Source organism: Paenibacillus sp. FSL K6-1217 (assembly GCF_045040735.1).
Taxonomy (GTDB): Bacteria; Bacillota; Bacilli; order Paenibacillales; family Paenibacillaceae; genus Paenibacillus_AQ.
This window is the reverse complement of sequence record NZ_CP150271.1, coordinates 4,196,326-4,222,020: the sequence shown is the minus strand read 5'-3', so window position 1 is coordinate 4,222,020 and position 25,695 is coordinate 4,196,326. Positions and strand designations below refer to the sequence as shown.

The window sequence follows — 25,695 nt, the reverse complement described above, 5'->3', positions numbered from 1 at the left end:
GTTATTAAGGTTCGTTAACTTAGCCTGGCTTAAGCAGCCTGCTTCGCAGGCAGCAGGCGGCGGACCAGCTTCGCCAGCTCCATCACAATGACTGCGCCTAGGGCGAGTCCGGTGGCGGTCAGCCAGTGGTTCATTCCGAACGTGGCAGGGATCGAGAAGATTTCACGGACACCAGGAAGGACCGCAATACCATAGAAGGCGAAGCAGATCATGACCGCGCCGATGACATATTTGTTGCTGAAGAAGCCGGCCTCCACTGAGGTCTGGCTGTTGGAGCGGGCGGCGAAGGTCTGTAGGGTACGCGCCAGAATCAGCGTAGTGAAGGCCATCGCAATGCCCATTTCATCCGAATGCTGCAGCCCGATATACTGGGAGATAATCACGGCAATCCCGATCAGCAGACCACGGGTGATCACTGCCTGCATCATCCCGCCTGCGAAGATACCCTCGCTGATATCCCGCGGCTTGCGGCTCATTACATCCGGCTCCGCCTTCTCCATACCCAGGGCAATGGCTGGCAGGGAATCATTCGCCAGGTTAATGAATAGCAGCTGAATCGCGGTGAACGGGTTAATCCAGTCGAAGATCAGGGCGAACAGGATCGCGATGATCGCACCCAGATTGCCCGCGAACAGATAGGCTATGGCCTTCTTGATGTTATCGAACACCGTCCGTCCAACGGCCACTGCGTTAACGATGGATACGAAGTTATCATCGGTCAGGATCATCGCCGCCGAATCTTTGGCAACATCGGTTCCGCTGCCCATGGCTACACCGATATCGGCCTGCTTCAGGGCCGGTGCATCATTGACGCCGTCACCGGTCATGGCGGTGATTTTGCCTTTACGCTGCCAGGCACGGACGATCCGAATCTTGTTCTCCGGGGAGACGCGGGCATAGACGCCGATCTGCTCCAGCCTGTTGTCCAGCTCCTCCTCGGACATGGCATCCAGCTCCTGGCCGGTGACTGCAATCTCATGCTCTGCCATCAGCCCGATATCGCGGCCGATCGCCTGGGCGGTGGTCTTATGGTCTCCGGTGATCATAATCGTACGGATACCTGCTTTGTTGGACTCGGCAATGGAGCCATATACAGCCTCGCGCGGCGGGTCGATCATCGCCGACAGGCCGACCAGCACCAGATTCTGTTCATCTTCAAGACCCACTTCAGTCACTGTATTGGGAACAGTCTTATAGGCGTAAGCCAGCACCCGCAAGGCCCGGCTGGAGAACTGTTCGTTGGCTTCGGTGAAGCGCTCCAGAACCTCCGGTGTCAGCGGAACCTCCTGGCCGTTCAGCAGTACATGGGTACATCTGCTGAACAGGACATCGGGTCCGCCTTTGGTCAGCAGGGCTTTCTGGCCCTCGAAGGTATGCAGCGTCGTCATCAGCTTGCGTTCGGAGTCGAACGGCAGCTCGGCTTCACGCGGGAAGTTATCGCGGATCTCGCGGTAATCCCTGTCCTTGCTGTTGCTGAAGGCGATCAGTGCAACCTCAGTCGGGTCCCCCAGCTCCTTGCCTTCCTCATTGATATTGGAGTCGTTGCAGAGTACGGCGATATGCAGCAGCTTGCGGGCTTCCTCCGACCAGTCATCGGCCTTCAGCTTGAATTGCTCCTGCGGTCCTCCGGGGAGAAAATAATCGACAACCGTCATTTTATTCTGAGTCAGCGTCCCGGTTTTGTCTGTACAGATGACACTTGTTGATCCCAGGGCTTCTACAGCAGGCAGCTTACGGATAATGGCATGCTGCCGGGCCATCTTGTTCGTGCCCACGGAGAGGACAATGGTTACGATAGAAGATAACGCCTCCGGGATTGCGGCGACGGCTACAGCCACGGCGAACATCAGGGCATTTAGAATCGCTTCGGTGGTATCCACCGTGTCATTCGAGAGCCAGACGCGTGCAGCCTGAATGGAGAAGATCAGCACAGACAGCAACAGGACGGCGATCCCCAGCTTTTTGCCGAAGCTCTCCAGCTTGCGCTGCAGGGGCGTCTGCTTCGCTTCAGCGCTCTCAATCAGACCGGCAATCTTCCCAAGCTCGGTGCCGAGCGCCGTTCCGGTAATGACCAATGTTCCCCGGCCATAGACGACCAGCGAGCCGCTGAAGGCCATGTTGCGCCGGTCGCCCAGCGGAGCGTCCTGCGGAATGGGTTCGATATGCTTGTCTACGGGCTCGGATTCCCCGGTCAGCATGCCCTCATCAATCCGCAGACTCCCGGATTCAATAATCCGTCCATCCGCAGGCACATAATCGCCAGCCTCCAGGAAGACGATGTCTCCCCGGACAAGCTCCCTTGCCGGAATCGACAGCAGGGCCCCGTCCCGTATTACTTTGGCTTCGGGTGCGGACATTTTGCGCAAGGCGTCCAGCGAGCTCTCCGCCTTCCGGGTCTGCACCACACTGATTACGGCATTCAGAATCAGCACCACAAAGATGATGACGGATTCCATAATATGTCCCATTACGATCTGAACCGTTGCCGCGATGAGCAGCACCACGACCATAGGATCTTTGAAATTCTCCAGGAACAGCTTCCAGAGCGGATCTTTGGCTTTGCCCTTTAACTCATTGTAGCCTTCCTTGGCCAGCCGGTTCTCTACTTCAGCAGACGTAAGCCCGCTTGTGGAACTGTGGACTTCTTCCAGGGTGTCTGACACACTGCTGCGGTAATACTCCATCAGGTATAAGCTCCTCTCCCGTGTTTCTTTGTCTCTATGGTCCCAATTTACGTTAGTTTGTATGACAAGTTTCAACATTTTCAGCCCGGGCAGCTAATTACTTATACCGGCATGCCGACAACCCAGGCGATGCTGTCCAAGCCGGAGCTGGGCAAAAACGGCTTGTGGATGGAGATGGCGGCGAAGATCATCACCGGCGTTGAGCCGGTTGACAGCTTTGACAAGTTCGTAGAGGACTGGAAGAAACGCGGCGGAGATCAATTTCTCCGCAGAAATAACGAAAAATCCATTATACAAAAAGCCGCAACCCTATCGGGTAGCGGCGCTTTTGTTCCCGTTCAATCATCCTGCTACTGTTCTTGGGCAAGCCGTGCATCCAACTTGGCAATCAGCTGCTGCACATGAGCCCGCCATTCGTCCCAGCTCGGCGACTCCCGCCACAGCTCCGCCAAATCCCCCTCGCAGTCACCCTCAATATCCGTCCAAATCACGTTCAAATGCTCCAGCAAAGCTCCAAGCGAGATACGATCGGCCGTGAACGCCCGTACTTGCGTCAAGGAGCGTACTTTCTCCTCATGATCGTAATCCAAACGCCCCTTCTCCAGAAACTCGATATACAGCTCCGCGAGAGCGAGCACGGTTCCGTCATAAAGGAAATGATCCTCACCAAACTTCGTCATCAATTCACCCAAATCCAGCGTGTCACGAGGGAGCATGTCCTCAATCGCTGCCACTAGATCCAGCCCTTCATCACTTTCCAATGCTGTGATACCCCAGGCGCCCATTCGATGTCCTCCTGTCACTGTAGTCTCTTCATTATATGAAGCGTTTCCAATGCGCGTCAAATGGCAGCGTAAGGAGAACGGATTCCGGTTAACAAGCCGCTCTAAATCTGAATGCTGATCTTACTGAAGAGCATATGTTAGAAGTGGCAGTTGAAAAATGAGTTGAAAAAGCATCATTATCCGGTATGGAGAGGAATTCTTCAGTGACGGTCTGCTCCTGAAAAGAATACTTCTGGGAAAAGAGATCAGTAGATGATCCCTCGCCAGCCTGTTAGAGACGCTAAGGGCCATCCCCGGGCGTCTTTTTTGTACCTTTTAAGAGCAAAACCCATAAATAGTGGTATTTTTCCCAATGAGGGGTTCCTTATGCCGGAGAGTGACAAGCACTATAATATGAAGGCGGTTACATGAAACCGAGGATGAATATAAAAGGGGAGGCAAAGTATGAAAAGTATGAAGCGTGTTTTAGCGGGGCTCTCAACAGTGCTCGTGATGTCATCTGCGCTGGCAGGATGCGGAGGCGGGAACTCGAATTCCAGCTCATCCGGTACAGACGCAACGACAGCTCCAGCAGCTACAACTGCCGCAGAGGCTACCAAAGCTCCAGCAGTGGGTAACGGTGAGAAGGTAACCATCAATCTGTGGAGCTTCACCGACGAAATTCCGAACATGACCAAGAAGTATATGGAAGCGCATCCTGATGCGAATGTGGAATTCAAAACTACCGTAATAGCAACGACAGACGGCGCTTATCAGCCGGCGCTTGACCAGGCGCTGGCAGGCGGCGGGAAGGATGCCCCGGATATTTACGCAGCGGAATCCGCATTCGTACTTAAATACACGCAAGGCGATGCATCGACCTATGCTGCCAATTATGCAGATCTCGGACTTGATGATCAAATGGTAAAAGATGCGGGCATCGCCCAGTATTCTGTAGATATCGGCAGTACCACTGACGGCCACCTGAAAGGTCTGGGTTACCAGGCTACAGGCGGGGCTTTCATCTATCGCCGCTCCATTGCGAAGGATGTGTTCGGAACCGATGATCCGGCCAAGATCAAAACAGAGGTTGGACCCGGCTGGGATAAATTCTTCGATGCTGCGAAGAAGCTGAAGGCTAAAGGATATGGTATCGTATCCGGCGACGGCGACATCTGGCACCCGATCGAGAACAGCTCGGACAAGGGCTGGATTGTGGACGGCAAGCTGCACATTGATCCGAAGCGTGAAGAATTCATGGATCTCTCCAAGAAGCTGAAAGACAACGGCTATCATAACGATACAACAGACTGGACAGAAGCATGGTATGCAGATATGTCCGGTGCAGGCGCTCAGCCGATCTTCGGATTCTTCGGTCCGGCTTGGCTGATCAACTACGTGATGAACGGCCAGGTGAAGGACACCAACGGCGACTGGGCAGTGACGGAGCCGACTACAGGCTTCTTCTGGGGCGGTACCTGGCTCTTGGCCAATGCCGAAGTCACCAAGGATGAAGCGAAGAAGCAAGCAGTTGCAGATTTCGTGAAATGGGTAACGCTCGACAGCTCCGAGACGGGTCTCCAGTATTACTGGGCTAACGGTACGATGAAAACGGGCGAACAAGGTACGAAGGATAGCGTAGCTTCCTCCGTGGTTATGTCCAAATCCAATGGTGAAGTGCCATTGCTCGGCGGACAGAACATGTTCGACGTCTTCGTTCCGGCCAATGCGAATGCATCCGGTAAGAACCTGACCCAATTCGACGAAACAATCAACAAAGCCTGGCGCGAACAGGTACGCGAGTACACTGCAGGCAATAAGACCAAAGAAAAAGCAATCGAAACCTTCAAATCGCAAGTCAAAGACCAGCTGGGTATTGAAAGCGAATAAGAAGAATTCGGAGGGGCGGGGGAAGTTTTCCCGCCCCTATAATCAACTAACGAGGTGAGAGCATGCGCCGCAAGGATGTCAGCTATGCGAAATTCGGTTATATTTTTACCTTTCCCTTTGTACTTGCCTTTTTGATTTTTTCACTGTATCCCATTCTGTATACGGCAGTGATTGGATTCACGGATATGAAGGGGCTCATTCCTAAGCCTATACATATCCTGGATAACCCGTTTCAGAACTTCAAGGATCTTCTCTTTGATAATGTGTCCTTCCGCAAGTCCCTGATCAACACCGGACTGCTCTGGATTACGAACTTCGTTCCGCAGATGGCCCTTGCGCTCTTGCTGACCGCCTGGTTCACCAACAAACGCCTGAATGTTAAAGGGCAAGGCTTGTTCAAGGTCCTGCTCTATATGCCTAACATCATCACTGCAAGTACCATTGCCGTGCTGTTCAGTACTTTGTTCGCCTACCCGATGGGGCCGGTCAACAGCTTGTTTCAAATGCTGGGATGGACCGACGCTCCGGTCTTCTTCCTGCAGGACAAGACGACAGCGCGCGGTATTATCGCCTTCATCCAGTTCTGGATGTGGTACGGCAACACCATGATCGTCCTGATTGCAGGCGTCATGGGGATTAATCCGGCGCTTTTCGAGTCCGCGGCAATTGACGGCGCCAACGGATTCCAGACCTTCTTTCGGATCACGCTGCCAAGTCTGCGTACCATATTGTTGTTCACGCTGATCACCTCGATGGTAGGCGGTCTGACCATGTTCGATATTCCGCAATTATTCCTTGCGGGCGGACCGGATGACTCTACGCTTACTACGTCCATGTTCATCTATGGGCAGGCGTTCAAGGGCAGCTACATGTATAACCGCGCAGCAGCGGCGAGTATGATCATGTTCGTCATCTCGGCGGTATTGTCCGGCCTGCTGTTCTACGTCATGCGTGACCGCGATGCAGCCAAAATGAAAAAAATCCAAAAACAAACACACAGAAATGCTGCTAAGACAGCCGCCAGGGAGGTGTAATCCATGGAAAAGATTCGTGAAAACGGGAAGGTTACCCATACTATCAACAAGACGATTATCTATGTGGTTTGCATCGCTTTGGCAGTACTGAGCATTCTGCCGTTCTGGATCATGTTCGTGAACGCCACACGCTCCACGCCGGAAATTCAGAGCGGGCTCTCCCTGCTCCCTTCGAGCCACATGATGAGCAATCTGAAGGTACTGCTCGACAAGAGCTTTGATCCGCTGCAAGGCTTCATGAACTCCTTCATTATTGCCAGCTGTGCAACGCTCTGTACGGTCTACTTCTCCTCACTGGCGGCTTACGGGCTGGTTACCTACAGCTGGAAGCTGCGGGGCGCATTCTTCACCTTCATTATGTGCGTGATGATGATTCCTTCCCAGGCCAGTGCGATCGGCTTCTATCAGTTCATGTATAAGCTGCACTGGACCAACAACTTCCTGCCGCTGATCTTGCCTGCCATTGCAGCGCCTGCGGTGGTATTCTTCATGCGTCAATATCTGCTCGCTACTCTATCCATTGAGATCGTAGAGGCAGCCCGTGTAGACGGATCTGGCGAATTCCGCACCTTCAACCGGATTATTATGCCGCTGATGATGCCGGCCATTGCGACTCAAGCGATTTTTGCTTTTGTAGCCAACTGGAATAACTTGTTCATGCCGTTAATCCTCCTTACCCAGAAGGAGAAATATACGATGCCTATCATGGTAAGCTTGCTGCGCGGAGACATCTACAAGACGGAATTCGGCTCTATTTATATGGGGCTGGCGCTGACCGCATTGCCGCTGTTCGTGGTGTACTTCCTGCTGTCCCGTTATATTATCGCAGGCGTAGCGCTGGGCGGGGTCAAAGAGTAACCGGATCAGATTCAGGATAGCTGTGAAGACAAAACATACTGCAGAGACGGGTCCATTCCGGTGGATCATTCTACTGCAGTTTTTTGTGTTGGGAGATTCCGGTTCAGTGCCAATTGATGCTACAATTCTAGGGATAAGATCTATGAGGGGGGAGGCAGCAATGGAATATAACATAAGAGCCGCCAGCGGGAGCGATCTGGGTAGTCTATGTGCAATCCGTAATCACGAGGGCTTATTCCGCAAGTATCTGGATCAGCATCGCCAAGGGGACATCTGCTTTATTGCCGCTGAGAAGGATGGGAGGATTGCCGGGTTCGGGCTGCTGAAGTTAAATGGAAAGAGCGGAGCCAAATTAAGTGACCTCTATGTACAAGAAGCCAGCCGGGGACAAGGTGTAGGCTCCGCTCTGATCCGTTACCATGAGGAACTGGCCCGCAAGCTGGGCTATGCTGAACTGTTTACCAGTGTTGATCCGGTGGACAACCCAAGGATGATACAGCTCGTTACCAGGCTCGGTTATCAGGCGGTTACGGAGCCATATTTGAAAACAGCGATTTTTTATAAAGAAGACGGTACAGCGTATGAGACCACATATACAAGAATCGATTGGCAGAAGCGGTTGAATGAACACGCGGCATCGGGTAATGTGGAAGGATCAACGGATAGGGGGAAGCAGGATTGAAAATCGGATTGTTAATTATTGATCTGCAAGAGGTTCATGTAAGCAGGGTAGAGCAGAAGGAGATTGACCGCGTCTGCGAGTATATCAATTATGTCTCCGGGCTGCTGCGCGCCAAGGGACATGCCGTGATTCATATTCAGGACATTGAAGGGATGCAGCCGTCTGAGGAAGCGAAGTTCGGGATCATCCCCGGAATTGAGATTGAGGAGACGGATTTCAACGTTAAGAAGGAATACTCGAATGCGTTCTGGAAGACGGATCTGGAACAAATTGTGCGGGAGCAGAGTATCGACCTGCTGATCCTCTCCGGGTATGCTGCGGAGCATTGCGTATTGTTCACCTATAACGGGGCTGCGGAAAGAGGGTTCAAGGCTGTTCTATTGCAGAATGGCATTCTAAGCTCACAAAGTGATGTGATCCCGGCGGCTTATAGAGACCGGAATCTGGTTTCTTATCCTGTGATCGAGGCGCTGGTAAATTCTTAGGTTTCATCAAAAACACCTCAAGCGCGGTTGGTCGCTTGAGGTGTTTCTTACAGGAAAGAGTAACAGTGCGCAATTAGAGTGCAGTCCGGTCTTTATTACCCCTCAGTACGGGCTAACTCTGCATGCACAATCGGGGCCACCTTGGTGCCCAGCAGCTCGATGGCACGCAGGACCTCACGATGCGGCATGTAGCCGACATTCACATGCAGGAAGAACCGGGTCACGCCGAGATTCTTGCGCAGCAGAATGATCTTCTCGGCGACATACTCCGCGTCACCGACATAGAGTGCTCCGCGTAAGCTGCGGGCATCGTCGAAGGCTGCGCGGTTGTACGTTCCGCCCCAGCCCCGTTCGCGTCCGATGACATTCATCTGCGCCTGGGTGGACGGGTAGAACAGGGCAGCGGCTTGCTCGGTAGTCTCCCCTACGAAGCCGTGGGAGTGCGTGGCAATCTGCAGCTTGTCGGGATTATGCCCTGCACGTGCCGCGGCCTCCTTGTACAAGTTGACGAGCGGCGCGAACCGCTCGGGCATCCCGCCGATAATGGCGAAGGCAATCGGCAGACCCAGCGTTCCAGCACGCACGGCAGACTCCGGATTGCCTCCGCTGGCGATCCAGACGGGCAGCGGGTCTTGGACCGCACGCGGGTAGACCGCAAGATTGTGAATCGCCGGGCGGTGCCCGCCGCGCCAGGTGACCTTCTCGGAGGCCCGGATCGCCAGCAGCAGCTCCAGATTCTCCTCGAACAATTCATCATAATCCTCCAGGCTGTACCCGAACAGCGGGAACGATTCGGTGAATGAACCGCGTCCGGCCATAATCTCGGCCCGGCCGTTCGACAGCCCGTCCAGCGTAGCGAAATCCTGATAGACCCGGACCGGGTCATCTGAAGACAAGACGCTGACAGCACTGGTCAGTCTAATCCGCTTGGTTGTCGCTGCGGCGGCGGCGAGTACTACAGCCGGAGCACTCCCGGCATAATCCTTACGGTGATGCTCGCCTATTCCATATACGTCCAGGCCCACTTGGTCAGCGAGCACAATCTCCTCGACAGCTTCCCGCAGCCGTTCTGCATGGCTGATCGTCTGTCCCGTCACCGGGTCAGGTGTCGTCTCCAAAAACGTGCTTATCCCTATTTCCATAATCTTCTTTTCCTCGGCCATCATCATCCGCCCCTTTCTTTATATGATCATTCTACTATACTTTTTAATGTTTCTCAACTTTAGTAAGTGAAATAAGTGGCTGTTATTGATTTCTTATTGTATCGGAAACTATAGTTTTAGCAGATCGAAGCGATGTATGCGAAAAACCGATTACAATTGGACCGGACGCGGCGCGTAGGTGAAATTACAAAGGGCGGTACGTGCTGTCTTCACACGCCCTAACGCCAAAAAGACCGGGTTGCCCCGGCCTCTTCAGCGGCCTGCTGTCTGCAGGATTCAGGATTTATCCTTCTTGACGGCAAGCTGTACAATCATAATAACAAGAACGAGCAGTGCGATGAGCTGGTCTGTACTCATGGTAGTCCGAACCTCCAATCCCGTAACAAGGATGGCTCTTCCGGACCTGCATCTCCTCTCCAAGAAGCTGCTTCGTTCCCCATATTCCAGCCTATGTATTCCTACATACAGTTAGTACTTAAGCATATAAATATTATTGCAGCAGACGGCTACCGGTCTGGGCGGCAATGCCTCTAACCAGGCTTGCGTAACGCAGGTGATTCTTCCAGTGATTTTTCTCTTGTACTTCAGATTAGGCTGCTTTAGTATATATAAATTGGCTTATATCTATATCTACTTAAGGAGTGCTTCAGGGAATGCTGCTGCAGATCGAACGGGTGGCCGGGGCATGATTATTGTTGCCGGTCTCATATTTGTTGTTACACTGGTGTTTGTGATCTGGCAGCCGCGGAATTTGTCCATTGGCTGGTCCGCCTGCGGCGGAGCTATTGTCGCGCTGGCGGCGGGTGTGGTCAGCTTCGGGGATGTCCGCGATGTGACGCTGATTGTGTGGAATGCCACTCTGGCATTTGTTGCGATTATTCTGATTTCGCTGTTGCTTGACCGGATCGGCTTCTTCGAGTGGGCGGCCCTGCATATGGCTGCAGCGGCGCGCGGCAACGGGACGCTGATGTTCATCTATGTCATCCTGCTGGGCGCAGTGGTGGCAGCGCTGTTCGCCAATGACGGGGCGGCGCTGATTCTGACGCCGATCGTGCTGGCGATGGTCCGGGCGCTGAATTTTGACGAGAAAAAAGTATTCCCCTTCATCATAGCCAGCGGCTTCATAGCCGATACGACCTCGCTGCCGCTGACCGTCAGCAATCTGGTCAACATCGTCTCAGCCGATTTCTTCGGCATTACCTTCATGCAGTATGCGGGCCATATGTGGCTGCCGACCTTGTTCTCGCTGGGTGCAAGTATCCTGGTTCTATATCTGTTCTTCCGCCGAAGCATTCCTAAGGTCTATGATGCTTCGGTAATGAAGCTTCCCGCAGAAGCGATTAAGGACCTGAGGATGTTCAAGCTGTCCTGGGTCATCCTGGCGCTTCTGCTGATCGGGTATTTTATCAGTGAGTTTCTGAATATTCCCGTCTCGGTGGTAGCGGGTGTGATTGCCGTCATTTTCCTGCTGCTGGCCCGCAGAAGCCCTTTCGTGAATACTGGAGAAGTGGTGCGGGATGCGCCATGGGCGATTGTCTTTTTCTCCATTGGAATGTATGTGGTGGTGTACGGACTGCGCAATGTGGGACTGACGGATGTGCTGGCAGAGATGATCGGCGGCATTGCGAAGCACGGGCTGTTCGCGGCTACGATGGGCATGGGCTTCCTGGCCGCACTGCTCTCCTCAGTAATGAACAACCTGCCTACGGTGCTGATTGGTGCGATAGCTGTGGATACAGCACACACCGGGGGCCTGATCAAAGAAGCGCTGGTCTATGCCAATGTCATCGGCTCCGATCTGGGTCCGAAGATTACACCGATCGGTTCACTGGCCACGCTGCTGTGGCTGCATGTGCTGTCAGGCAAGGGTGTGAAGATCACCTGGGGCACCTATTTCAAAATAGGGATTATCCTGACGGTTCCCACACTGTTCATCACGTTGCTGGGTCTATACCTGGAGCTGAAGTGGCTCTGATCATGAGCCGTATAAGCGAACCAGGGACCACGACCCCGTGTACAATTCACAATATACAAGGAGCGGTACAGACCTTAGTCTGACCGCTCTTTTTTTTACAATCTAATCCAGATCATTCCTTCTTCTTCCCCTGACCCTGATCCGGGTACTTCACCACAGGCCATTTCACCTTGCGCAGGGCGTTCATCAGCTCCGGCCCGGCATGCAGATTGCTGCGGACCAGCTCCTGGGGCGTGAGCGCCATCCACTGGTTGAGGGAGACATCGGCAAACCGGTCACTGCGGAACATCTCGAGGAACCAGAGCGTATCGGTGCCGGTATTCTGGACATAATGACCCTGGGCAAAAGGCACATAGCCGACATCCCCGGCTCTGACATTGAAGGTGCGTGCATCGCCGTTGCCTCCGAACACCGTCATCCGTCCTTGCCCGCTGAGGTAATACTGCCACTCGTCATTATTCGGATGCCAATGCAGCTCACGCATCGCCCCGGGCTCAATCTCTACCAGGGCTGCGGCGATATTCCGGGAGACGGGGAAATTGCTGGAGTCGACAATCCGCACACTGCCTCCCGGAGTTTTGAACGGCGGCTGGGCCATCAGCCGATGTTTGAAGCTCAGCGGAATTTCCCCGTAAGGCGATTCGATCCGCTGGCTCTCCATCGGGCCGGGCACCTGGTCCTGATAGATGTACACCTGCTCCTTGGGAAGATAGGCGAATGCGGATTCAGGTACGCCGAAGTTCGCGGACAGAACTTCGGGCGGTGTATGGGCGAACCAGTCGGAGATAGATAGAGTGTTCAGATCCGAGAAGCCTCCATCGTCGAACACAAGCAGGAATTCGCATCCCTCAGCCAGACCCTGAATGGAATGCGGGATGCCTGGAGGGAAATACCACAGATCGCCGGGACCGACATCGGCAATGAAGTTGCGGCCATTCTGGTCCACGGCTGTAATCCTTGCACTGCCCAGCAGCATATAGGACCATTCCGCCTGCTGATGCCAGTGCAGCTCACGCACGCCGCCCGGCGTCAGGCTCATATTCACCCCTGCAAGCGTAGTGGCCACCGGCAGCTCCCTGACCGTCACCTCACGGGACCAGCCGCCATGATTCAGCTGCATATGGGCGTCGGAGAACGAGAACTTCAGATTAGGGATCAGCCCGTTGTCCGTGACCGGAGGAATGAACATGTCGGGATTCTCCCGGTCGCGCATGACGTCACGTGGACCCAGGTCGATATTGCCTGCACCATCACTGCGTATGGGCTGGGGAATGACGGGCTGGCCTGGAGAACGGGGATGCTCAGGATTCATCACATAGGCTCCTTTCTGGAACGCACAGCTTATCAAGAAAATATATGCGCAAATGTGATAATATTTGACTACCGGACAAATATCCGTACGAGATAATCAAGAGAGCAGGGTTAGAACCAATGACATTAGATGGACAAGAACGCTACCGCTTCAGTGAAGCGCCGATATGGGAATTGCAGCGCACCTATTATGAACAGCTGGGCCTCCAGGCTTGGGCCAATGACCAGGTTCCGCAATATATTACAAGCAATCCGATGATCGGAACGGCTTATGCCGAGATGATCTTCGGATTTCTTCAGGACCGTGCGGAGAAGGGGTACACCGCAGAGCCGGTGATCGTACTGGAGCTGGGTGCAGGAGTGGGACGTCTGGCGTTCCATGTGCTGCAGCAGTTGTGTGAGCTGATCCAGTATGCGGGCGTGCGGCTGCCGCCGTTCCGTTACGTAATGAGCGATTTGCCCTGGAAGAACATTGAGGGCTGGCAGCAGCATGAGGGGCTGAAGCCTTTTGTAGAGCAGGGGATTCTTGACTTTGCCCGTTTCGATGCGGTCCGGGATACCGAGCTGAGCTTAACGCAGAGCGGAATGGTGATTAAGCCCGGCGGGCTGGAGCAGCCGCTGATGGTGATCGCCAACTACTTCTTCGACAGTATCCCGCAGGAGCTGCTCTATGTCGATGAAGGCAAGATCTATGAATGTGAAGTCTCGCTGAAATATCCTGAGCAGTCTGCTGTTATGGGGCCGTCCGAGGTCCTCCGTGATCTGGTGCCGGAATATCATTACAAGCGCGCAGCAGGCTATGAGGACAGCTCATATCCTTATCATGAAGTGATCTCGTTCTATCTGGAGAAGCTGGAGGATTCACATGTGCTGTTCCCGGAAGCGGCGCTGTCCTGCATGGAGCGTCTGGGGGCACTCTCCCGGGGAAGCTTCCTGCTGCTCACTGCCGATAAAGGGGACCACCGGCTGGAGAACTGGGAATTCGCCGAACCGCCGAAGCTGATCCACCATGGCAGCATCTCGCTTACGGCGAATTATCATGCGCTGGTGCATTATTTTGAACGGAAGGGCGCGCTGTCGCAGTTCACGCAGCATCATTATAAGAATCTCAATGTGGGCTGCATTCTGATGCTGGAGCAGCCGATGCTGCATCCGCATACCCGGCTGGCCTACCGGCGGTTTGTCGAGCGGTTCGGGCCGGATGATTTCTTCAGCCTGAAGGTGTGGATCGACAAGAATTATGACACCATCGGCATGCAGCAGATCCTGGCCTTCTGGCGGCTGGGGGGATATGACGCGGAGCTGTTCATCCAGAGTGCGGAGCGGATCTCGGCGCTGCTGCCGGATGCCAGCGACGAAGAGCTGCTGGACCTGCAGCGGGGGATAGACCGGATGTGGAAGGGCTTCTATCCGATGCCGCAGAAGTATGATCTGGCGCTCGACTGCGGCCTGCTGCTGTTCGAGATGGAGCAGTACGGGGAATCCCGCCGCTTCCTGGAGCATTCGCTTGCATCCAGTGAGGAGGAGCCGGTGATTACGGTGCTGTACTGCCTGGCGATCTGCAGCTATGAGCAGGAGGATGATGAGGCGGCGCTGGATTATACGCGCAGATCCCTGCTGATCGAGCCGGAGCATGAGGAAGCGCTGGAGCTGCTGGCTGCACTCAGCCAGGACCCGGCAGACGCTTAGGCTGCTGCTCCCGGCAGCCCGGCGTAAGTACTTTACACCCGGCGTGAGATTTGATATTCTGTATCCAATAATTTAAACGCGATGACGAGAAGAGTACATTCAGGTTCTTCCCTCACAGAGAGCTCCGGCTGGTGTGAAGGAGCAGGGAAGACTGAATGGAAACAAGCCTCTGAGCGGCTTACCGGAACCAGGCAGCAGCCGGGGGATGGTACGACAGGAGCTCCTGTTACAGAGCTAGAGTATAAGCCCTGCCGGACGGCAGCGCCGTACTTGATGAGATTAATATGGTGACATATTAATAAACCTGGGGTGGTACCGCGAGAATTTCGTCCCCAAGACCATACGTCTTGGAGGTGAGGTTCTTTTTTGTTGTCCGGGAAGGCAGTATACCACCCATTTACAGGAGGAGATCGAATGACTGACGATATTGTTAATACGAATGAACCGGCCCTGCCGGAGAATTATATGGATAAGCTGATTAGAGAAGATGTGGAGGAGGGAGTCTACAGCCGGGAGATCTGTACCCGGTTTCCGCCGGAGCCCAATGGCTATCTGCATATCGGGAGTGCTTTTGCCATCCACACGAATGTGGGGATCGCCCGTAAATATGGCGGACGCTTCCATCTGCGCTTCGATGACACCAACCCGCTCAAGGAGGATATGGAATATGTGGAGGCGATCATACGTGATCTGGAATGGCTGGGCTGCAGTCCCGGAGAGCATATCTACTACGGCTCCGATTATTCGGAGGAGATCTACCGCAGCGCAGAGATGCTCATTCTGAAGGGCAAAGCCTATGTCTGTGACCTGACGGCGGAGGAAGTGACGGCTTACCGGGGGACATTAACGGAGCCGGGGACAGATAGTCCTTACCGGGACCGCTCGCCGGAAGAGAATCTGCGGCTGTTCAGAGCAATGCGCAGCGGCGAATATCCTAGTGGCGCCAAAGTACTGCGGGCGCGGATCGACATGGCCTCGCCGAACATGAATCTGCGTGATCCGGTGCTGTACCGGATTATTCACGCGGAGCATTACCGCACTGGAAATGCCTGGTGCATCTACCCCATGTATGACTTCGCCCATCCGATTCAAGATGCGCTGGAAGGGGTGACGCATTCGCTGTGCTCCATCGAATTCAAGGATCACCGCCCGCTGTATGAGTGGGTGCTGCGGGAGCTGGATACCCCGGAAGCACCCAAGCAAAGGGAGTTCGGCCGGGTGAACCTGACGGGAGTGGTCACCAGCAAGCGGTATCTGCGGGCGCTGGTAGCCGGGAAATACGTGGATGGCTGGGATGATCCAAGGCTGCCCACGCTCAGCGGGCTGCGCAGACGGGGATTTACGCCGGAGAGCATCAGGGATTTCGTGGAGGAGATCGGGATGGTGCGCAATACGGCCATGGTAGACTTTTCGCTGCTGGAGCATTGTCTGAGACAGGATCTGAAGGCGAAGGTGCCTGCCGTCATGGCTGTGCTGGACCCGCTGAAGGTCGTGCTTACCAATTACGCGGCCGGGGCCTCGGAGCTGCTTACCGTCAATAACAACCCTGAGAACGCGGAGCTGGGTTCAAGGGAGGTGCCGTTCTCCGGCACACTCTATATCGAACGGGCGGATTTCATGGAGGTGCCTGTGAAGGGATTCCGCAGACTGGTCTTAGGCGGAGAGGTGCGGCTTAAGGGCGGATATATTATCCGTTGCAATGAAATCATAAAGGACGCGGAGACGGGAGAAATCCTCGAACTGCGTTGTACCTACGACCCGGATACCAAGAGCGGCGGTGCACTCAGCGGCCGGAAGGTTAAGGGGACCGTGCAATGGGTCTCGTCTGCCCATGCGCTGAATTGTGAGGTATACCTGTATGAGCAGCTGCTGACGGATCACAACGGGCCGAAGGAGGAGGGGGAGAGCTGGGAGGATTACATCAATCCGGGTTCCGTAACTCTGCTCAAGAATTGCCTGCTGGAGCCGCTTGCAGGGAATCCGCAGCCCGGGGATACCTATCAGTTCCTGCGACACGGCTATTTCTGCATCGACAGCAGGCATAGCACAGATCAGAAGCTGGTGTTCAATAGAATCGTCCCGCTGAAGGACACCTGGAAGGGCAAGACGGCTACATCTGGGGAAGCGTAATAAATACAAGACCTTTCGCATACATTCTGTGAACGCTGTACGGACTGGCTTCGCCAAGGTAATTTCTTAAAAGCTCAAAGAGTTACACATGCAGCGATACTCCTGTTATAGGAGCATCGCTGATTTGCGTGAGGCGTCTGCCAAGTTAAGGGTCGACAAGCGGGAGACATACCGTTTCCGGTTGGGAGTAAAGCGTTGGCTGCACTTTGTACATTAGATTTCATTAAAATCGATCAAAAAACAGCTTCTATTGTAGTTTATACAGCAGATTATTGGGAAAATGGCCTTTGAAAACAAAAAACCGGAAATCAAATGTATGAAATACAACAGAGTGAGTTCTATCGCAAATTATTGCGTAATCTATTGCACAAAGTACAATCACCCCCAGCAGAGGTGTCAACTCGATTGTAGGAGCGGGTAATAACATAAGGCATAAGCCTCACTTTATAGAGTCGAATTACATAATATGGGTGGAGGATTAGGCGTGCAGGCATAAGATCAGGCAGCGTATGAAAACCCAATGAAAATACATTTACAATTCTCACATTGAGGATTATAATAAAACCAGATTAAATGTTGCACCAGGGAAACTTTCGTGTGTATAGACAACTTTTTCCGGGCAAGAGGAGGTACAGAACATGATGGAGCAGAATACCGCAGTAGAATCATCCCCTATACTAAAAAGCCATACGAATCATCATTCGGCACAATCGGTGCTTAACGGAGATGTCAAAGGACTGAAGCGACTCCTTCCGTTCCTGGGCCCGGCTTTTATAGCTTCCGTAGCTTACCTGGACCCCGGCAATTTCGCCACCAATATTACCGCAGGCTCGAAATACGGGTATCTCCTGCTTTGGGTGATCTTCGCCTCGAATCTGATGGCCGTACTGATACAATCCTTATCCGCCAAGCTTGGCATTGCCACCGGCAAGAATCTGCCCGAGGTCGCGCGGGAGAGATTCCCGAAGGGCGTGTCGATCTTCCTGTGGATTCAGAGCGAACTTGTCATTATCGCTACCGATCTCGCTGAATTCATCGGCGCGGCTCTCGGGCTCTATCTGCTGTTCGGCATACCGATGCTGCCGGCTGCACTGATTACCGCTGTTGGTTCATTCGCTATTCTGGAGCTTCAGCGGCGCGGTTACCGTACCCTTGAGGCCGGGATAGCCGGCATGGTAATGATTGTGGTGCTGGCCTTTGCGTTCCAGGTCATTATGGCGCAGCCGGATGCGGGCAGCGTGGTTGCCGGAATGTTCACCCCAAGATTCGAGGGCGTGGACAGCATCCTGCTGGCGGCCGGGATTCTCGGCGCAACAGTGATGCCCCATGCGATCTATCTGCATTCTTCGCTGACCCAGAGCCGTATCGTAGGTGCTAATGAGCGGGAGAAGAAGCAGATTTTCCGGCTCGAATTCATCGATATCCTGATTGCAATGCTGATTGCCGGTGCAGTGAATATGGCGATGGTGATCGTTGCAGCAGCACTGTTCTTCAAGAATGGCCTGGTCGTTGAAGATCTCGATATCGCCTTCGAGCAGTTCCGTAATCTGGCGGGTCCGGTTACAGCTATCTCCTTCGGCCTTGGCCTGCTGATTGCAGGTCTGTCCAGCTCCTCGGTAGGCACGATGGCCGGTGATGTGGTCATGCAGGGCTTCATTAATAAAAAAATCAATCTATACCTCCGGCGCGCCATTACCATTATCCCGCCGCTGGTCATCATCGCCCTGGGAATAAATGCGACCAGCGCCCTGGTGATGAGCCAAGTCGTCCTGTCCTTCGGGATTGCCTTCGCCCTGATTCCGCTCGTGATCTTCACCAGTGACCGCCGGATCATGCAGGGGCTGGTGAACCACCGGATCACCACCATTCTCGGCTGGATCATCTCCGCGCTGGTGGTAGCGCTGAACCTGTTCCTGGTAGTGGAGATGTTTGTGTAAGCCTTTGAACTTAAAGCATGAAAAGCATGAGAATTTCAACAGAGCAGCGATCCTCCTGAAGTGAGGGTTACTGCTCTGTTTGGCGCTGGCGCTGCTGATTACAGTTGATTTGCCAACCCGCAACAGAATTCCCCTGTTTTCACACAGTATATCCCATTCATAGCAAGGCCTATCCTTTGCTATAATTAATGTGTTTAAGATATGTAGGGATTACAGGTCGCAGAGCCAGGGAGGAAGCCGCCATAGCCGGAAGCTGGAGAGGGCTGCGTTCGATCCGCAGCAAGCTGATCGCTACCGTACTCATCGTGATTGCCCTTCCGGCGCTGATCGTGCTGTATAGCTACTTTACAACCTCGGCCCGCGTGGTCGAGCAGGAAGTGTATGCGGCCAATCAGAGTCTGATCGAGCAGGCAGCGTTGACGATTAATGATAAAGCCAAACGGATGATTCAGGCGACGTATCTGCTGGAGGCAGATATGGCCCAGGGTTTCGGGTCGAACACCTTCAATTGGGACTACGGGAATGCCGAGGCGATGGGGGATATTTTTCAAATTCAGAAGAAGATGGGGTATTTAAGGGATATCCTGCTGGATAACAGCGCCTTCATCGGACTTGTCGATACGGATGGGAATGTGGTGACGACCTTATATAATTTCAACCGTCAGGCAACGGGCACGATGATCCGCGAACCCTGGTTCAAGGCGGGGATGGAGCAGAAGGGGTACCCCTATTGGGAGAGAGTCTACCGTCTGCCCGTGACCCTGGGATATACCGAGAATGCGCCGGACAAGGAGTTTATGCTGCTGTCCCGTTCTTTTGCTTTTGAATCCTCGATCCGTAACTGGGGCTTAGCGGTAGTGGGCATACCTGTAAGCCAGTTCTATGGCATACCTGCCAAAGGGCTGCCCGATAATACACAGCTGCTCGTTCTGGATAAGACCGGAAGCCTGTATGACATATACGGCCAGGAGCAGTATTCCCTGACGCCGGAGCAGCTGGAGGACGCAAGGAAGAGTCCGTCTGTACCCAGGAAGCTGTCACTTGGCAAGGAGACCTATTTGATGAATGCAGCCTCCGTACCGCAGGTGGGCTTATCCATCGTCTCGCTTCAGCGGATCGGGGATTTCTCAGCCCAGCTGGATAACTCCCGGACGAAGTCGATGGCCTTGTTCCTGTTGTTCTTCGGTGTAGGGATCATGATCGTGATCTATATCCTGCTGCGTCTGACGAAGCCGCTCTATGCACTGGTGCGTTCCATGAGCAGAGTGGGCAGTGGCAATTTCAGCACCAAGGTTAAGGTGCGCGGCAAGGATGAGATTGCCTTGCTCGGCAGTCATTTCAATAAGATGGTTGGACAGCTGGAGGAACTGGTCCATCATGTGGCAGAGGAGCAGCGGCTTAAGGAGGAGGCGCATTTCCAGGCGCTGCAAGCACAGATTAATCCGCACTTCCTGTTCAATACGCTCAATTCCATCAAGCTGATGGCCATGCTCTCGGGGACCAACCGCAATGTCAGCGATATGATCACGGCGCTGGGGAAGCTGATGGAGTTCTCCATGAAGCAGAATACACTGTTCGTAACGCTTAGGCAGGAGCTGGAATACCTGGAGCTGTATATGTCACTGCAGAAGATCCGGTACCATGACGATATTACGGTCTCGATGGAGGTTCCGGAAGAGCTGCTGGATTGCACGGTGCTGAAATTCACGCTCCAGCCGCTGGTGGAGAACAGCATTATCCATGGCTCGCAGCTCCCGCTGCATATCCGCATTGGGGCGGAATATACGGGTCAATATGTACTTATTCACATCCGGGATAACGGACAAGGTATCTCTGAGGAAACCATGGAGGTCATTTCCAGGCAATTGCTGCAGGATCACGTGAAGACGAGCGGCATCGGGCTGCTGAATGTGGACAGGAGAATCAAAATTCATTTCGGGCAGCAATGCGGCATTCTCCTGTCTCAGCCGGACGGGGGCGGACTTCAGGTGACGGTGCGGATTCCTTATCGGAAGGAGCTGGAAGGATGACAACACGGGTATTGATTGTGGATGATGAAATTCTGGTTCGGGTGGCACTCAAGACACTGATTCCCTGGGAGGAGCACGGCTTTGAGATTATCGGGGAAGCCGCCAGCGGGGTGGAGGCGCTGGAGCTGCTGAACCGCGAAGCCTGCCATATCATTTTGTCAGATATCCGGATGCCGGAGATGAACGGTCTGGATCTCATGAATCATGTCCGGGTGAAGTGGCCGGCTATCAAGTTTATTATTTTATCCAACCATAATGATTTTGAATATGTGCAGAAGGCGCTTCGGCTGGGAGCAGCCGACTATACGCTGAAGCTGGCCTATACGCCCGAGGAGCTGCTGGACAAGTGCAAGCGGCTTCAGCAGTCCTTCCGCAGTGAACAGCAGGAGCGCTCCGAGAAGCATAAGCTGGATTACCGGATCAAGGTGCTGGAGTCGAAATCCGCCGAGCTGACGCTGCTTGATCTGCTGGTGAAGCAGAGATCGAGGCTTGAGGTGGACCATTTGCAGAGGGACGGGAATCTTCCGCCGTTTGTGCTGGAGGGCTGCCGGGTCATTGTGGCGGGGGTCAATCATTACCGGCAGGTTCTGGAGGAGAACCGCTTTCAAAGTGAGCAGCTGCTCATCTATACAGTCAGCAATATATTTAATGAAATCCTGAAAAAGTATGAAAAATGCCAGCTGGTGGATATGCATAACCGCAAGCTGGTGATTCTGGCCGGTTCCTATTCGGAAGCGATGCTGGATGAGCTTAAGGCTGCGGCCGGCACCTTTGCCAAGGTGAAGGTCAGCTTCGGCGTGTCCGGGGATAGCTGTAGCCCTTATCAGTTAAATGAAGGCTTCCGGCAGGCGGATCAGGCACTGGCCCGGCGGTTTTTTCATGAAGATTGCCCTATCCTGTACCCGCTGGCTGAGACGGATGAAGTTCAGCCCAAGGTGAGTATTCTGAAGAGCGGGCACTGGAACGGCTTGCTGGAAAAGGGGGAACAGGCGGTTATTCTGGAGGAATTACAGCGCTGGACCGTCCGGCTGCAGGAGGAAGAAGGAATGGGGGGCGCCTGGGTCAGGGAGCAGTGGCTGCAGTGGCTGCATCTGGTCTGCCAGCACATGGGGCAGTCCGGTCATATGCTGAACGTCATGCCCGAGCATCAGGGAAGATATCCCTTCGATGTGATCCGCAATGCGGAGACGCTCGGGGAAATCGGCAGGTGGTTTCTGGGCTGGCTTCCCGAAGCCTTAACCGTGACGGGGCAGAACAGCCAGCCGGTATACCGTGATGAGGTGAAGGAGATGATCCGCATCATGGAGGAGGAGTATGCCTGTTCACTGAAGGTGGCCGATCTGGCGAGAAGGACGGGGTTTGCCGAGAATTATCTCAGTGTCATGTTCAAGAAGGAGACCGGGGTGAAGATTGTGGATTATCTGACGCAGATCCGCATGCAGAAGGCCAGGGAGCTGCTGCGCAATCCCACCTACAAAATATATGAAATTGCTGAGATGGTCGGCTATACCGATTCCAATCATTTCAGTAAATATTTCAAGAAAATAGAGGGATTATTTCCGCTGGAATACCGCAAAACGATGACCGGCAGGAGGCGGGACCGCTTGGAAAATCCCTCTAAGACCACAGAATAAGCCGTTCGTTATTGGGCAGCGCTTTGTTATAACTAAGTTGTGTCTACTGTTCAACTAACGAAGGGGGAAATCATAATGAAGCGTGGAATAACCTTAAGTCTGTCCGCTGTCCTGCTGACAAGTGTCCTGTTAAGCGGCTGCGGAGGCAATAACGGGAATACGGCCGAGGACCCGGGCAAGGCGCCGCAGCAGAGTGCCAAGGCATCCGGGGAATCGAAAACGGTTACACTGAAATGGTGGGGCGGCGTACCTGAAGAGAACGGACCCAAGGCGGTAGCGGACCGCTGGAACGCTGAGAACACGGACATCAAGGTTGAATATGTCCGGTTCGTCAATGATGATCCGGGCAATGTGAAGCTGGAGACGGCGCTCCTGTCGAATACGGATGCGCCTGACTTGTTTGTCAGTTATGCGGACGCCCATCTGGAACGGCGCATTAAGGCGGGGATGGTAGAGCCGCTGGAGGAGCTGATCAAGTCCAGCGGGTTCGACCTGGAGGGAATCATCGGCTCGGAGAACATTACGAAGGTGGACGGCACTATCTATAATCTTCCAGGCTCCAGGGATGTGAAGTTCGTCGCCTTCAACAAGGCTTCGCTGGATGCCATCGGAGAGAGTGTCCCGGAGCCGGGCTGGACCTGGGATGACTATGCAGCTCTGGCCGCGAAGCTGACGAAGGAGGGGCAGTACGGGGCGTTCTTCACGCCCACCTGGGAGCCGATAGCCTTCGATGTGCTGAATTCAGCGCAGCCGAAGGATGCCTATTATGCCGCAGACGGCAAATCCAACTTCGGGCATGAAGCTTTCCGCAAAGGACTTGAGCTGCAAAAGCGGCTGATTGACGGCAAGAATGTGATGCCTTATGCGGAAGGGGTAGCGAATAAAGCCCAGCCGCAGGATGAGCTGTTGAACGGAAGAACAGCATCCACCTACACCTCCGCTTACTTTGTCCGCTATATTAAGGATGACACTGCGTACCCGAACCGCGATTACCAGATTGCCTTTGCGCCAATGCCGCAGTGGACGGCGGGGGGCAACATCAACAACAGCAAGCTGAACGATATGACCTCGATCAATGCCAAGAGTCCGAACAAGGAGGCGGCGATGAAGTTTCTGAGCTGGTTCCTCACCGGGGGGAATACGGAAATGCTGCCCGGCGGACGTATTCCTTCCAGCAAGAAGGCCGATGTCGGGCAGGTGGCGGAAGCCATTATGGGCGACAAGGCCCAATATTTTGACAAGGAATCCTTCGTGAAGCTGCTGAACACCCAGTATACCAATACAGAGATCACCCAGACTGCGGGGCTGACCGAGATGCGTAAAGCCTTCATGGAAGAGGCCGAGAAGTACTTCATGGATGCGCAGGATCTGGATACTACCGTACAGACGATCAAACAACGGGCCGACGAGGCGATCGCTGCGGCGAAATAGTCCCGGGTGCAGCCCCGGAGACAGAGGAATACGATACATGGCCGTTCCCGAAATTTCCGGGAGCGGTTTTTTGTATTTTCGCTGAAAATGTACCGTCCTTCAAACCGCTTCAACACCACAGAATATCCCGGTTTAAGCACAGTTTATGACATTCAGGGAGCGGGACTCCGCCTCTATAATACGGGTAAAAGGAGTTGAGTGTATGAGAGAAAAAACCAGGGAGAATATTGCCGGTTACCTGTTTATTCTTCCGAACCTGCTGGGCTTTGCCGCCTTCATCCTCTTCCCCATGGTATTCAGCTTCGTGCTTATTTTTACGGACTGGGACTACCTTAAGGGAATGGACGGCTTCAGCTTCGCCGGTCTTGACAATATCATCAAGCTTGGCGGAGATCCCATTGTCTGGAGATCCTTGCTGCATAACGTAGTGTTCTCCCTGACAAGTGTGCCTGTGGCGCTGGTGCTGGGCCTGCTGCTGGCCGTGGTATTGAACAGGTTCGTATATATGAAGACTGCGATCCGCACCATGATTTTTCTGCCTTATATGAGCAGCATTGTGGCCATCTCAGTGGTCTGGAGGGTGCTCTACAATCCTTCCCAGGGACCTGTCAACTCGGTGCTGAAGGCGCTGGGTATAGACCATCCGCCCGGCTGGCTGTCCAGCCCGGACTGGTCGCTCGCGGGAATCATCCTCATGACCATTTGGACGTATATCGGCTATGCGATGATTCTGTATATGGCCGGTATCCAGGGGATTTCCAAGGACCTGTACGAAGCGTCTGAGATTGATGGGGCCAGTGGGCTGACAAGCTTTCTGTACATCACCGTACCGATGCTGAAGCCGACAACCTTTTTGACAGCGGTTACGCTGATTATTTCATCCTTTCAGGTATTCGCCTCTGTGCAGGTGATGACGAACGGCGGGCCGATGCGCTCCTCCAACGTACTTGCGCTGTATATCTATGAGCAGGCCTTTGAGCTGCGGAATATGAGCTACGGAGCCACGGTGTCCTGGCTGCTGTTCCTGTTCATCTTCATTGTGACACTGGTGCAATGGCGCTCGCAGCGAAGCTGGCAGGATCAATTCTAGGGAGGAAGGGTGAGGGTGTTGAACAAGCGCAGTGCTTATCTGGTGGCCGCAAAAATATCGATTACAGCTGTATTCCTTCTGATCGGAATTGGGATGCTGCTGCCGTTCATCTGGATGCTCTCGGCATCCTTCAAGAACACCTCGGAGCTGTTCCGCTATCCGATCGAATGGATTCCGGATACGCTGAACACCGCCAATTATGAGAAGGTCTGGAACGGCGCCGTTTCCTTCGGGGTGTATTACAGGAATTCAGTCAAAATTACCTTCTTCCAGGTGCTGGGCTCACTGATCACCAGCTCGATGGCCGGTTATGCCTTCGCGAAGCTGCGGTTCCGCGGCAAGGAGACGATCTTCCTGCTGTATCTGGCAACCATGATTATTCCCGCCCAGGTCTTCTTCGTACCCCGGTTCATCCTGTTCGACAGTCTGGGCCTGGTCAATACGCATCTGGCGATTATTCTGCCGGGGATGTTCACGGTGCTGGGTACCTTCATCATGCGGCAATTCTTCAGTACCTTGCCCGGCGAACTACTGGAAGCGGCCAAGGTGGACGGTGTCGGATACTTTAGGATGTTCTGGCAGATCTGTCTTCCGCTGACGAAGCCGGCGCTGGTCACCCTGCTGATTCTGACGTTCACCTGGCACTGGAATGAATACGAGAATCCGCTGATTCTGCTGCGGGACCGCCAATTGTTCACCATCCCGCTTGGACTGACCACCTTCACCGATGAGAACGGGACGGATTATCCGCTGATTATGGCCGCTTCCGTGTCGGCGCTGGCGCCGCTGGTGCTTGTGGTTACTATTTTCCAGCGCTGGTTCGTGGAGGGGATTGCCAGTACGGGGCTTAAAGGCTGAAGAGTTGGGGAGATGGAGAGTTGGAGAACTGGAGAACTGGAGAACTGGGG

19 protein-coding genes and 1 other annotated feature are annotated in these 25,695 nt (G+C 53.9%); of the genes, 14 read left to right on the top strand and 5 right to left on the bottom strand.

All coding sequences use genetic code 11. The annotated features are described in order from the left end of the window. Nucleotides 1-29: 29 nt before the first annotated feature. From MHH28_RS18445 to MHH28_RS18435, 3 genes are all read right to left on the bottom strand, one after another. Nucleotides 30-2,684 carry a cation-translocating P-type ATPase gene (locus tag MHH28_RS18445; protein WP_405104483.1) on the bottom strand — a complete coding sequence of 885 codons (2,655 nt, stop codon included), beginning with the start codon at nucleotides 2,682-2,684 and terminating at the stop codon, nucleotides 30-32. A gap of 101 nt (nucleotides 2,685-2,785) precedes the next feature. Further along, a complete protein-coding gene (locus MHH28_RS18440; RefSeq protein WP_405104482.1) occupies nucleotides 2,786-2,908 on the bottom strand; it encodes a hypothetical protein in 123 nt (40 codons plus the stop codon). A gap of 126 nt (nucleotides 2,909-3,034) precedes the next feature. After that, nucleotides 3,035-3,469 (bottom strand): DUF4259 domain-containing protein, encoded by a 435-nt coding sequence (locus tag MHH28_RS18435; protein ID WP_405104481.1) that lies wholly within the window; start codon nucleotides 3,467-3,469, stop codon nucleotides 3,035-3,037. A 444-nt stretch (nucleotides 3,470-3,913) separates the two neighbouring features. On the opposite strand from MHH28_RS18435, the gene MHH28_RS18430 reads away from it, so the two are divergent. The 5 genes from MHH28_RS18430 to MHH28_RS18410 all read left to right on the top strand — a co-directional run bounded on the left by MHH28_RS18430 (nucleotide 3,914) and on the right by MHH28_RS18410 (nucleotide 8,397). After that, the gene (locus tag MHH28_RS18430) at nucleotides 3,914-5,338 is read left to right on the top strand and encodes an ABC transporter substrate-binding protein (RefSeq protein WP_405104480.1); all 1,425 of its coding nucleotides are present in this window, start codon (nucleotides 3,914-3,916) and stop codon (nucleotides 5,336-5,338) included. A 62-nt stretch (nucleotides 5,339-5,400) separates the two neighbouring features. Continuing rightward, a complete protein-coding gene (locus tag MHH28_RS18425) occupies nucleotides 5,401-6,372 on the top strand; it encodes a carbohydrate ABC transporter permease (protein WP_405104479.1) in 972 nt (323 codons plus the stop codon). A gap of 3 nt (nucleotides 6,373-6,375) precedes the next feature. Further along, nucleotides 6,376-7,230, top strand: coding sequence for a carbohydrate ABC transporter permease (locus tag MHH28_RS18420; protein WP_405104478.1), 855 nt, complete (start codon nucleotides 6,376-6,378; stop codon nucleotides 7,228-7,230). 160 nt (nucleotides 7,231-7,390) lie between these two features. Further along, nucleotides 7,391-7,912 (top strand): GNAT family N-acetyltransferase, encoded by a 522-nt coding sequence (locus MHH28_RS18415; RefSeq protein WP_405104477.1) that lies wholly within the window; start codon nucleotides 7,391-7,393, stop codon nucleotides 7,910-7,912. Next, complete coding sequence (locus MHH28_RS18410; protein WP_405104476.1) at nucleotides 7,909-8,397, top strand: cysteine hydrolase family protein; 489 nt, start codon at nucleotides 7,909-7,911, stop codon at nucleotides 8,395-8,397. The genes MHH28_RS18415 and MHH28_RS18410 overlap by 4 nt, the downstream gene beginning before the upstream one ends. A gap of 95 nt (nucleotides 8,398-8,492) precedes the next feature. Here MHH28_RS18410 and MHH28_RS18405 read toward each other — a convergent pair whose 3' ends face one another. Next, nucleotides 8,493-9,539 carry an LLM class flavin-dependent oxidoreductase gene (locus MHH28_RS18405; RefSeq protein WP_405104475.1) on the bottom strand — a complete coding sequence of 349 codons (1,047 nt, stop codon included), beginning with the start codon at nucleotides 9,537-9,539 and terminating at the stop codon, nucleotides 8,493-8,495. A 706-nt stretch (nucleotides 9,540-10,245) separates the two neighbouring features. Here MHH28_RS18405 and MHH28_RS18400 point away from each other — a divergent pair. Beyond that, nucleotides 10,246-11,535 (top strand): arsenic transporter, encoded by a 1,290-nt coding sequence (locus MHH28_RS18400; protein ID WP_405104474.1) that lies wholly within the window; start codon nucleotides 10,246-10,248, stop codon nucleotides 11,533-11,535. Nucleotides 11,536-11,647: 112 nt separating this feature from the next. Here the strand turns inward: MHH28_RS18400 and MHH28_RS18395 are convergent, their stop codons facing one another. Further along, complete coding sequence (locus tag MHH28_RS18395; RefSeq protein ID WP_405104473.1) at nucleotides 11,648-12,847, bottom strand: oxalate decarboxylase family bicupin; 1,200 nt, start codon at nucleotides 12,845-12,847, stop codon at nucleotides 11,648-11,650. Nucleotides 12,848-12,966: 119 nt separating this feature from the next. On the opposite strand from MHH28_RS18395, the gene MHH28_RS18390 reads away from it, so the two are divergent. The 8 genes from MHH28_RS18390 to MHH28_RS18355 all read left to right on the top strand — a co-directional run bounded on the left by MHH28_RS18390 (nucleotide 12,967) and on the right by MHH28_RS18355 (nucleotide 25,645). Further along, nucleotides 12,967-14,535: a tetratricopeptide repeat protein gene (locus tag MHH28_RS18390; RefSeq protein WP_405104472.1), complete on the top strand. Its 1,569-nt coding sequence runs from the start codon at nucleotides 12,967-12,969 to the stop codon at nucleotides 14,533-14,535. 72 nt (nucleotides 14,536-14,607) lie between these two features. Then, nucleotides 14,608-14,872: a binding site (T-box leader), on the top strand. Between the two features lie 77 nt (nucleotides 14,873-14,949). Further along, nucleotides 14,950-16,665: a glutamine--tRNA ligase/YqeY domain fusion protein gene (locus tag MHH28_RS18385; RefSeq protein WP_405104471.1), complete on the top strand. Its 1,716-nt coding sequence runs from the start codon at nucleotides 14,950-14,952 to the stop codon at nucleotides 16,663-16,665. A gap of 641 nt (nucleotides 16,666-17,306) precedes the next feature. After that, nucleotides 17,307-18,602 (top strand): Nramp family divalent metal transporter, encoded by a 1,296-nt coding sequence (locus tag MHH28_RS18380; protein ID WP_405117166.1) that lies wholly within the window; start codon nucleotides 17,307-17,309, stop codon nucleotides 18,600-18,602. Between the two features lie 188 nt (nucleotides 18,603-18,790). Next, nucleotides 18,791-20,632, top strand: a complete 1,842-nt coding sequence (locus MHH28_RS18375) for a sensor histidine kinase (protein ID WP_405104470.1) — start codon at nucleotides 18,791-18,793, stop codon at nucleotides 20,630-20,632. Further along, on the top strand, nucleotides 20,629-22,266 hold the full coding sequence (locus MHH28_RS18370) for a response regulator (RefSeq protein ID WP_405104469.1): 1,638 nt from the start codon (nucleotides 20,629-20,631) through the stop codon (nucleotides 22,264-22,266). Before MHH28_RS18375 ends, MHH28_RS18370 begins: the two co-directional genes overlap by 4 nt. A 75-nt stretch (nucleotides 22,267-22,341) precedes the next feature. Beyond that, complete coding sequence (locus MHH28_RS18365) at nucleotides 22,342-23,697, top strand: ABC transporter substrate-binding protein (RefSeq protein ID WP_405104468.1); 1,356 nt, start codon at nucleotides 22,342-22,344, stop codon at nucleotides 23,695-23,697. A 202-nt stretch (nucleotides 23,698-23,899) separates the two neighbouring features. Continuing rightward, entirely contained in the window at nucleotides 23,900-24,787 is an 888-nt protein-coding gene (locus MHH28_RS18360) for a carbohydrate ABC transporter permease (protein WP_405104467.1), read from the top strand. 15 nt (nucleotides 24,788-24,802) lie between these two features. Continuing rightward, a complete protein-coding gene (locus MHH28_RS18355; RefSeq protein ID WP_405104466.1) occupies nucleotides 24,803-25,645 on the top strand; it encodes a carbohydrate ABC transporter permease in 843 nt (280 codons plus the stop codon). Nucleotides 25,646-25,695: the final 50 nt, after the last annotated feature.

Bases quoted from the DNA above. Each gene is read 5' to 3' on its own strand.
- MHH28_RS18445 (WP_405104483.1), bottom strand. From the start codon at position 2,684: ATGGAGTATTACCGCAGCAGTGTGTCAGACACCCTGGAAGAAGTCCAC.
- MHH28_RS18435 (WP_405104481.1), bottom strand. From the start codon at position 3,469: ATGGGCGCCTGGGGTATCACAGCATTGGAAAGTGATGAAGGGCTGGAT.
- MHH28_RS18430 (WP_405104480.1), top strand. From the start codon at position 3,914: ATGAAAAGTATGAAGCGTGTTTTAGCGGGGCTCTCAACAGTGCTCGTG.
- MHH28_RS18425 (WP_405104479.1), top strand. From the start codon at position 5,401: ATGCGCCGCAAGGATGTCAGCTATGCGAAATTCGGTTATATTTTTACC.
- MHH28_RS18420 (WP_405104478.1), top strand. From the start codon at position 6,376: ATGGAAAAGATTCGTGAAAACGGGAAGGTTACCCATACTATCAACAAG.
- MHH28_RS18415 (WP_405104477.1), top strand. From the start codon at position 7,391: ATGGAATATAACATAAGAGCCGCCAGCGGGAGCGATCTGGGTAGTCTA.
- MHH28_RS18405 (WP_405104475.1), bottom strand. From the start codon at position 9,539: ATGGAAATAGGGATAAGCACGTTTTTGGAGACGACACCTGACCCGGTG.
- MHH28_RS18400 (WP_405104474.1), top strand. From the start codon at position 10,246: ATGATTATTGTTGCCGGTCTCATATTTGTTGTTACACTGGTGTTTGTG.
- MHH28_RS18395 (WP_405104473.1), bottom strand. From the start codon at position 12,847: ATGAATCCTGAGCATCCCCGTTCTCCAGGCCAGCCCGTCATTCCCCAG.
- MHH28_RS18390 (WP_405104472.1), top strand. From the start codon at position 12,967: ATGACATTAGATGGACAAGAACGCTACCGCTTCAGTGAAGCGCCGATA.
- MHH28_RS18385 (WP_405104471.1), top strand. From the start codon at position 14,950: ATGACTGACGATATTGTTAATACGAATGAACCGGCCCTGCCGGAGAAT.
- MHH28_RS18380 (WP_405117166.1), top strand. From the start codon at position 17,307: ATGGAGCAGAATACCGCAGTAGAATCATCCCCTATACTAAAAAGCCAT.
- MHH28_RS18375 (WP_405104470.1), top strand. From the start codon at position 18,791: ATGTGTTTAAGATATGTAGGGATTACAGGTCGCAGAGCCAGGGAGGAA.
- MHH28_RS18370 (WP_405104469.1), top strand. From the start codon at position 20,629: ATGACAACACGGGTATTGATTGTGGATGATGAAATTCTGGTTCGGGTG.
- MHH28_RS18365 (WP_405104468.1), top strand. From the start codon at position 22,342: ATGAAGCGTGGAATAACCTTAAGTCTGTCCGCTGTCCTGCTGACAAGT.
- MHH28_RS18360 (WP_405104467.1), top strand. From the start codon at position 23,900: ATGAGAGAAAAAACCAGGGAGAATATTGCCGGTTACCTGTTTATTCTT.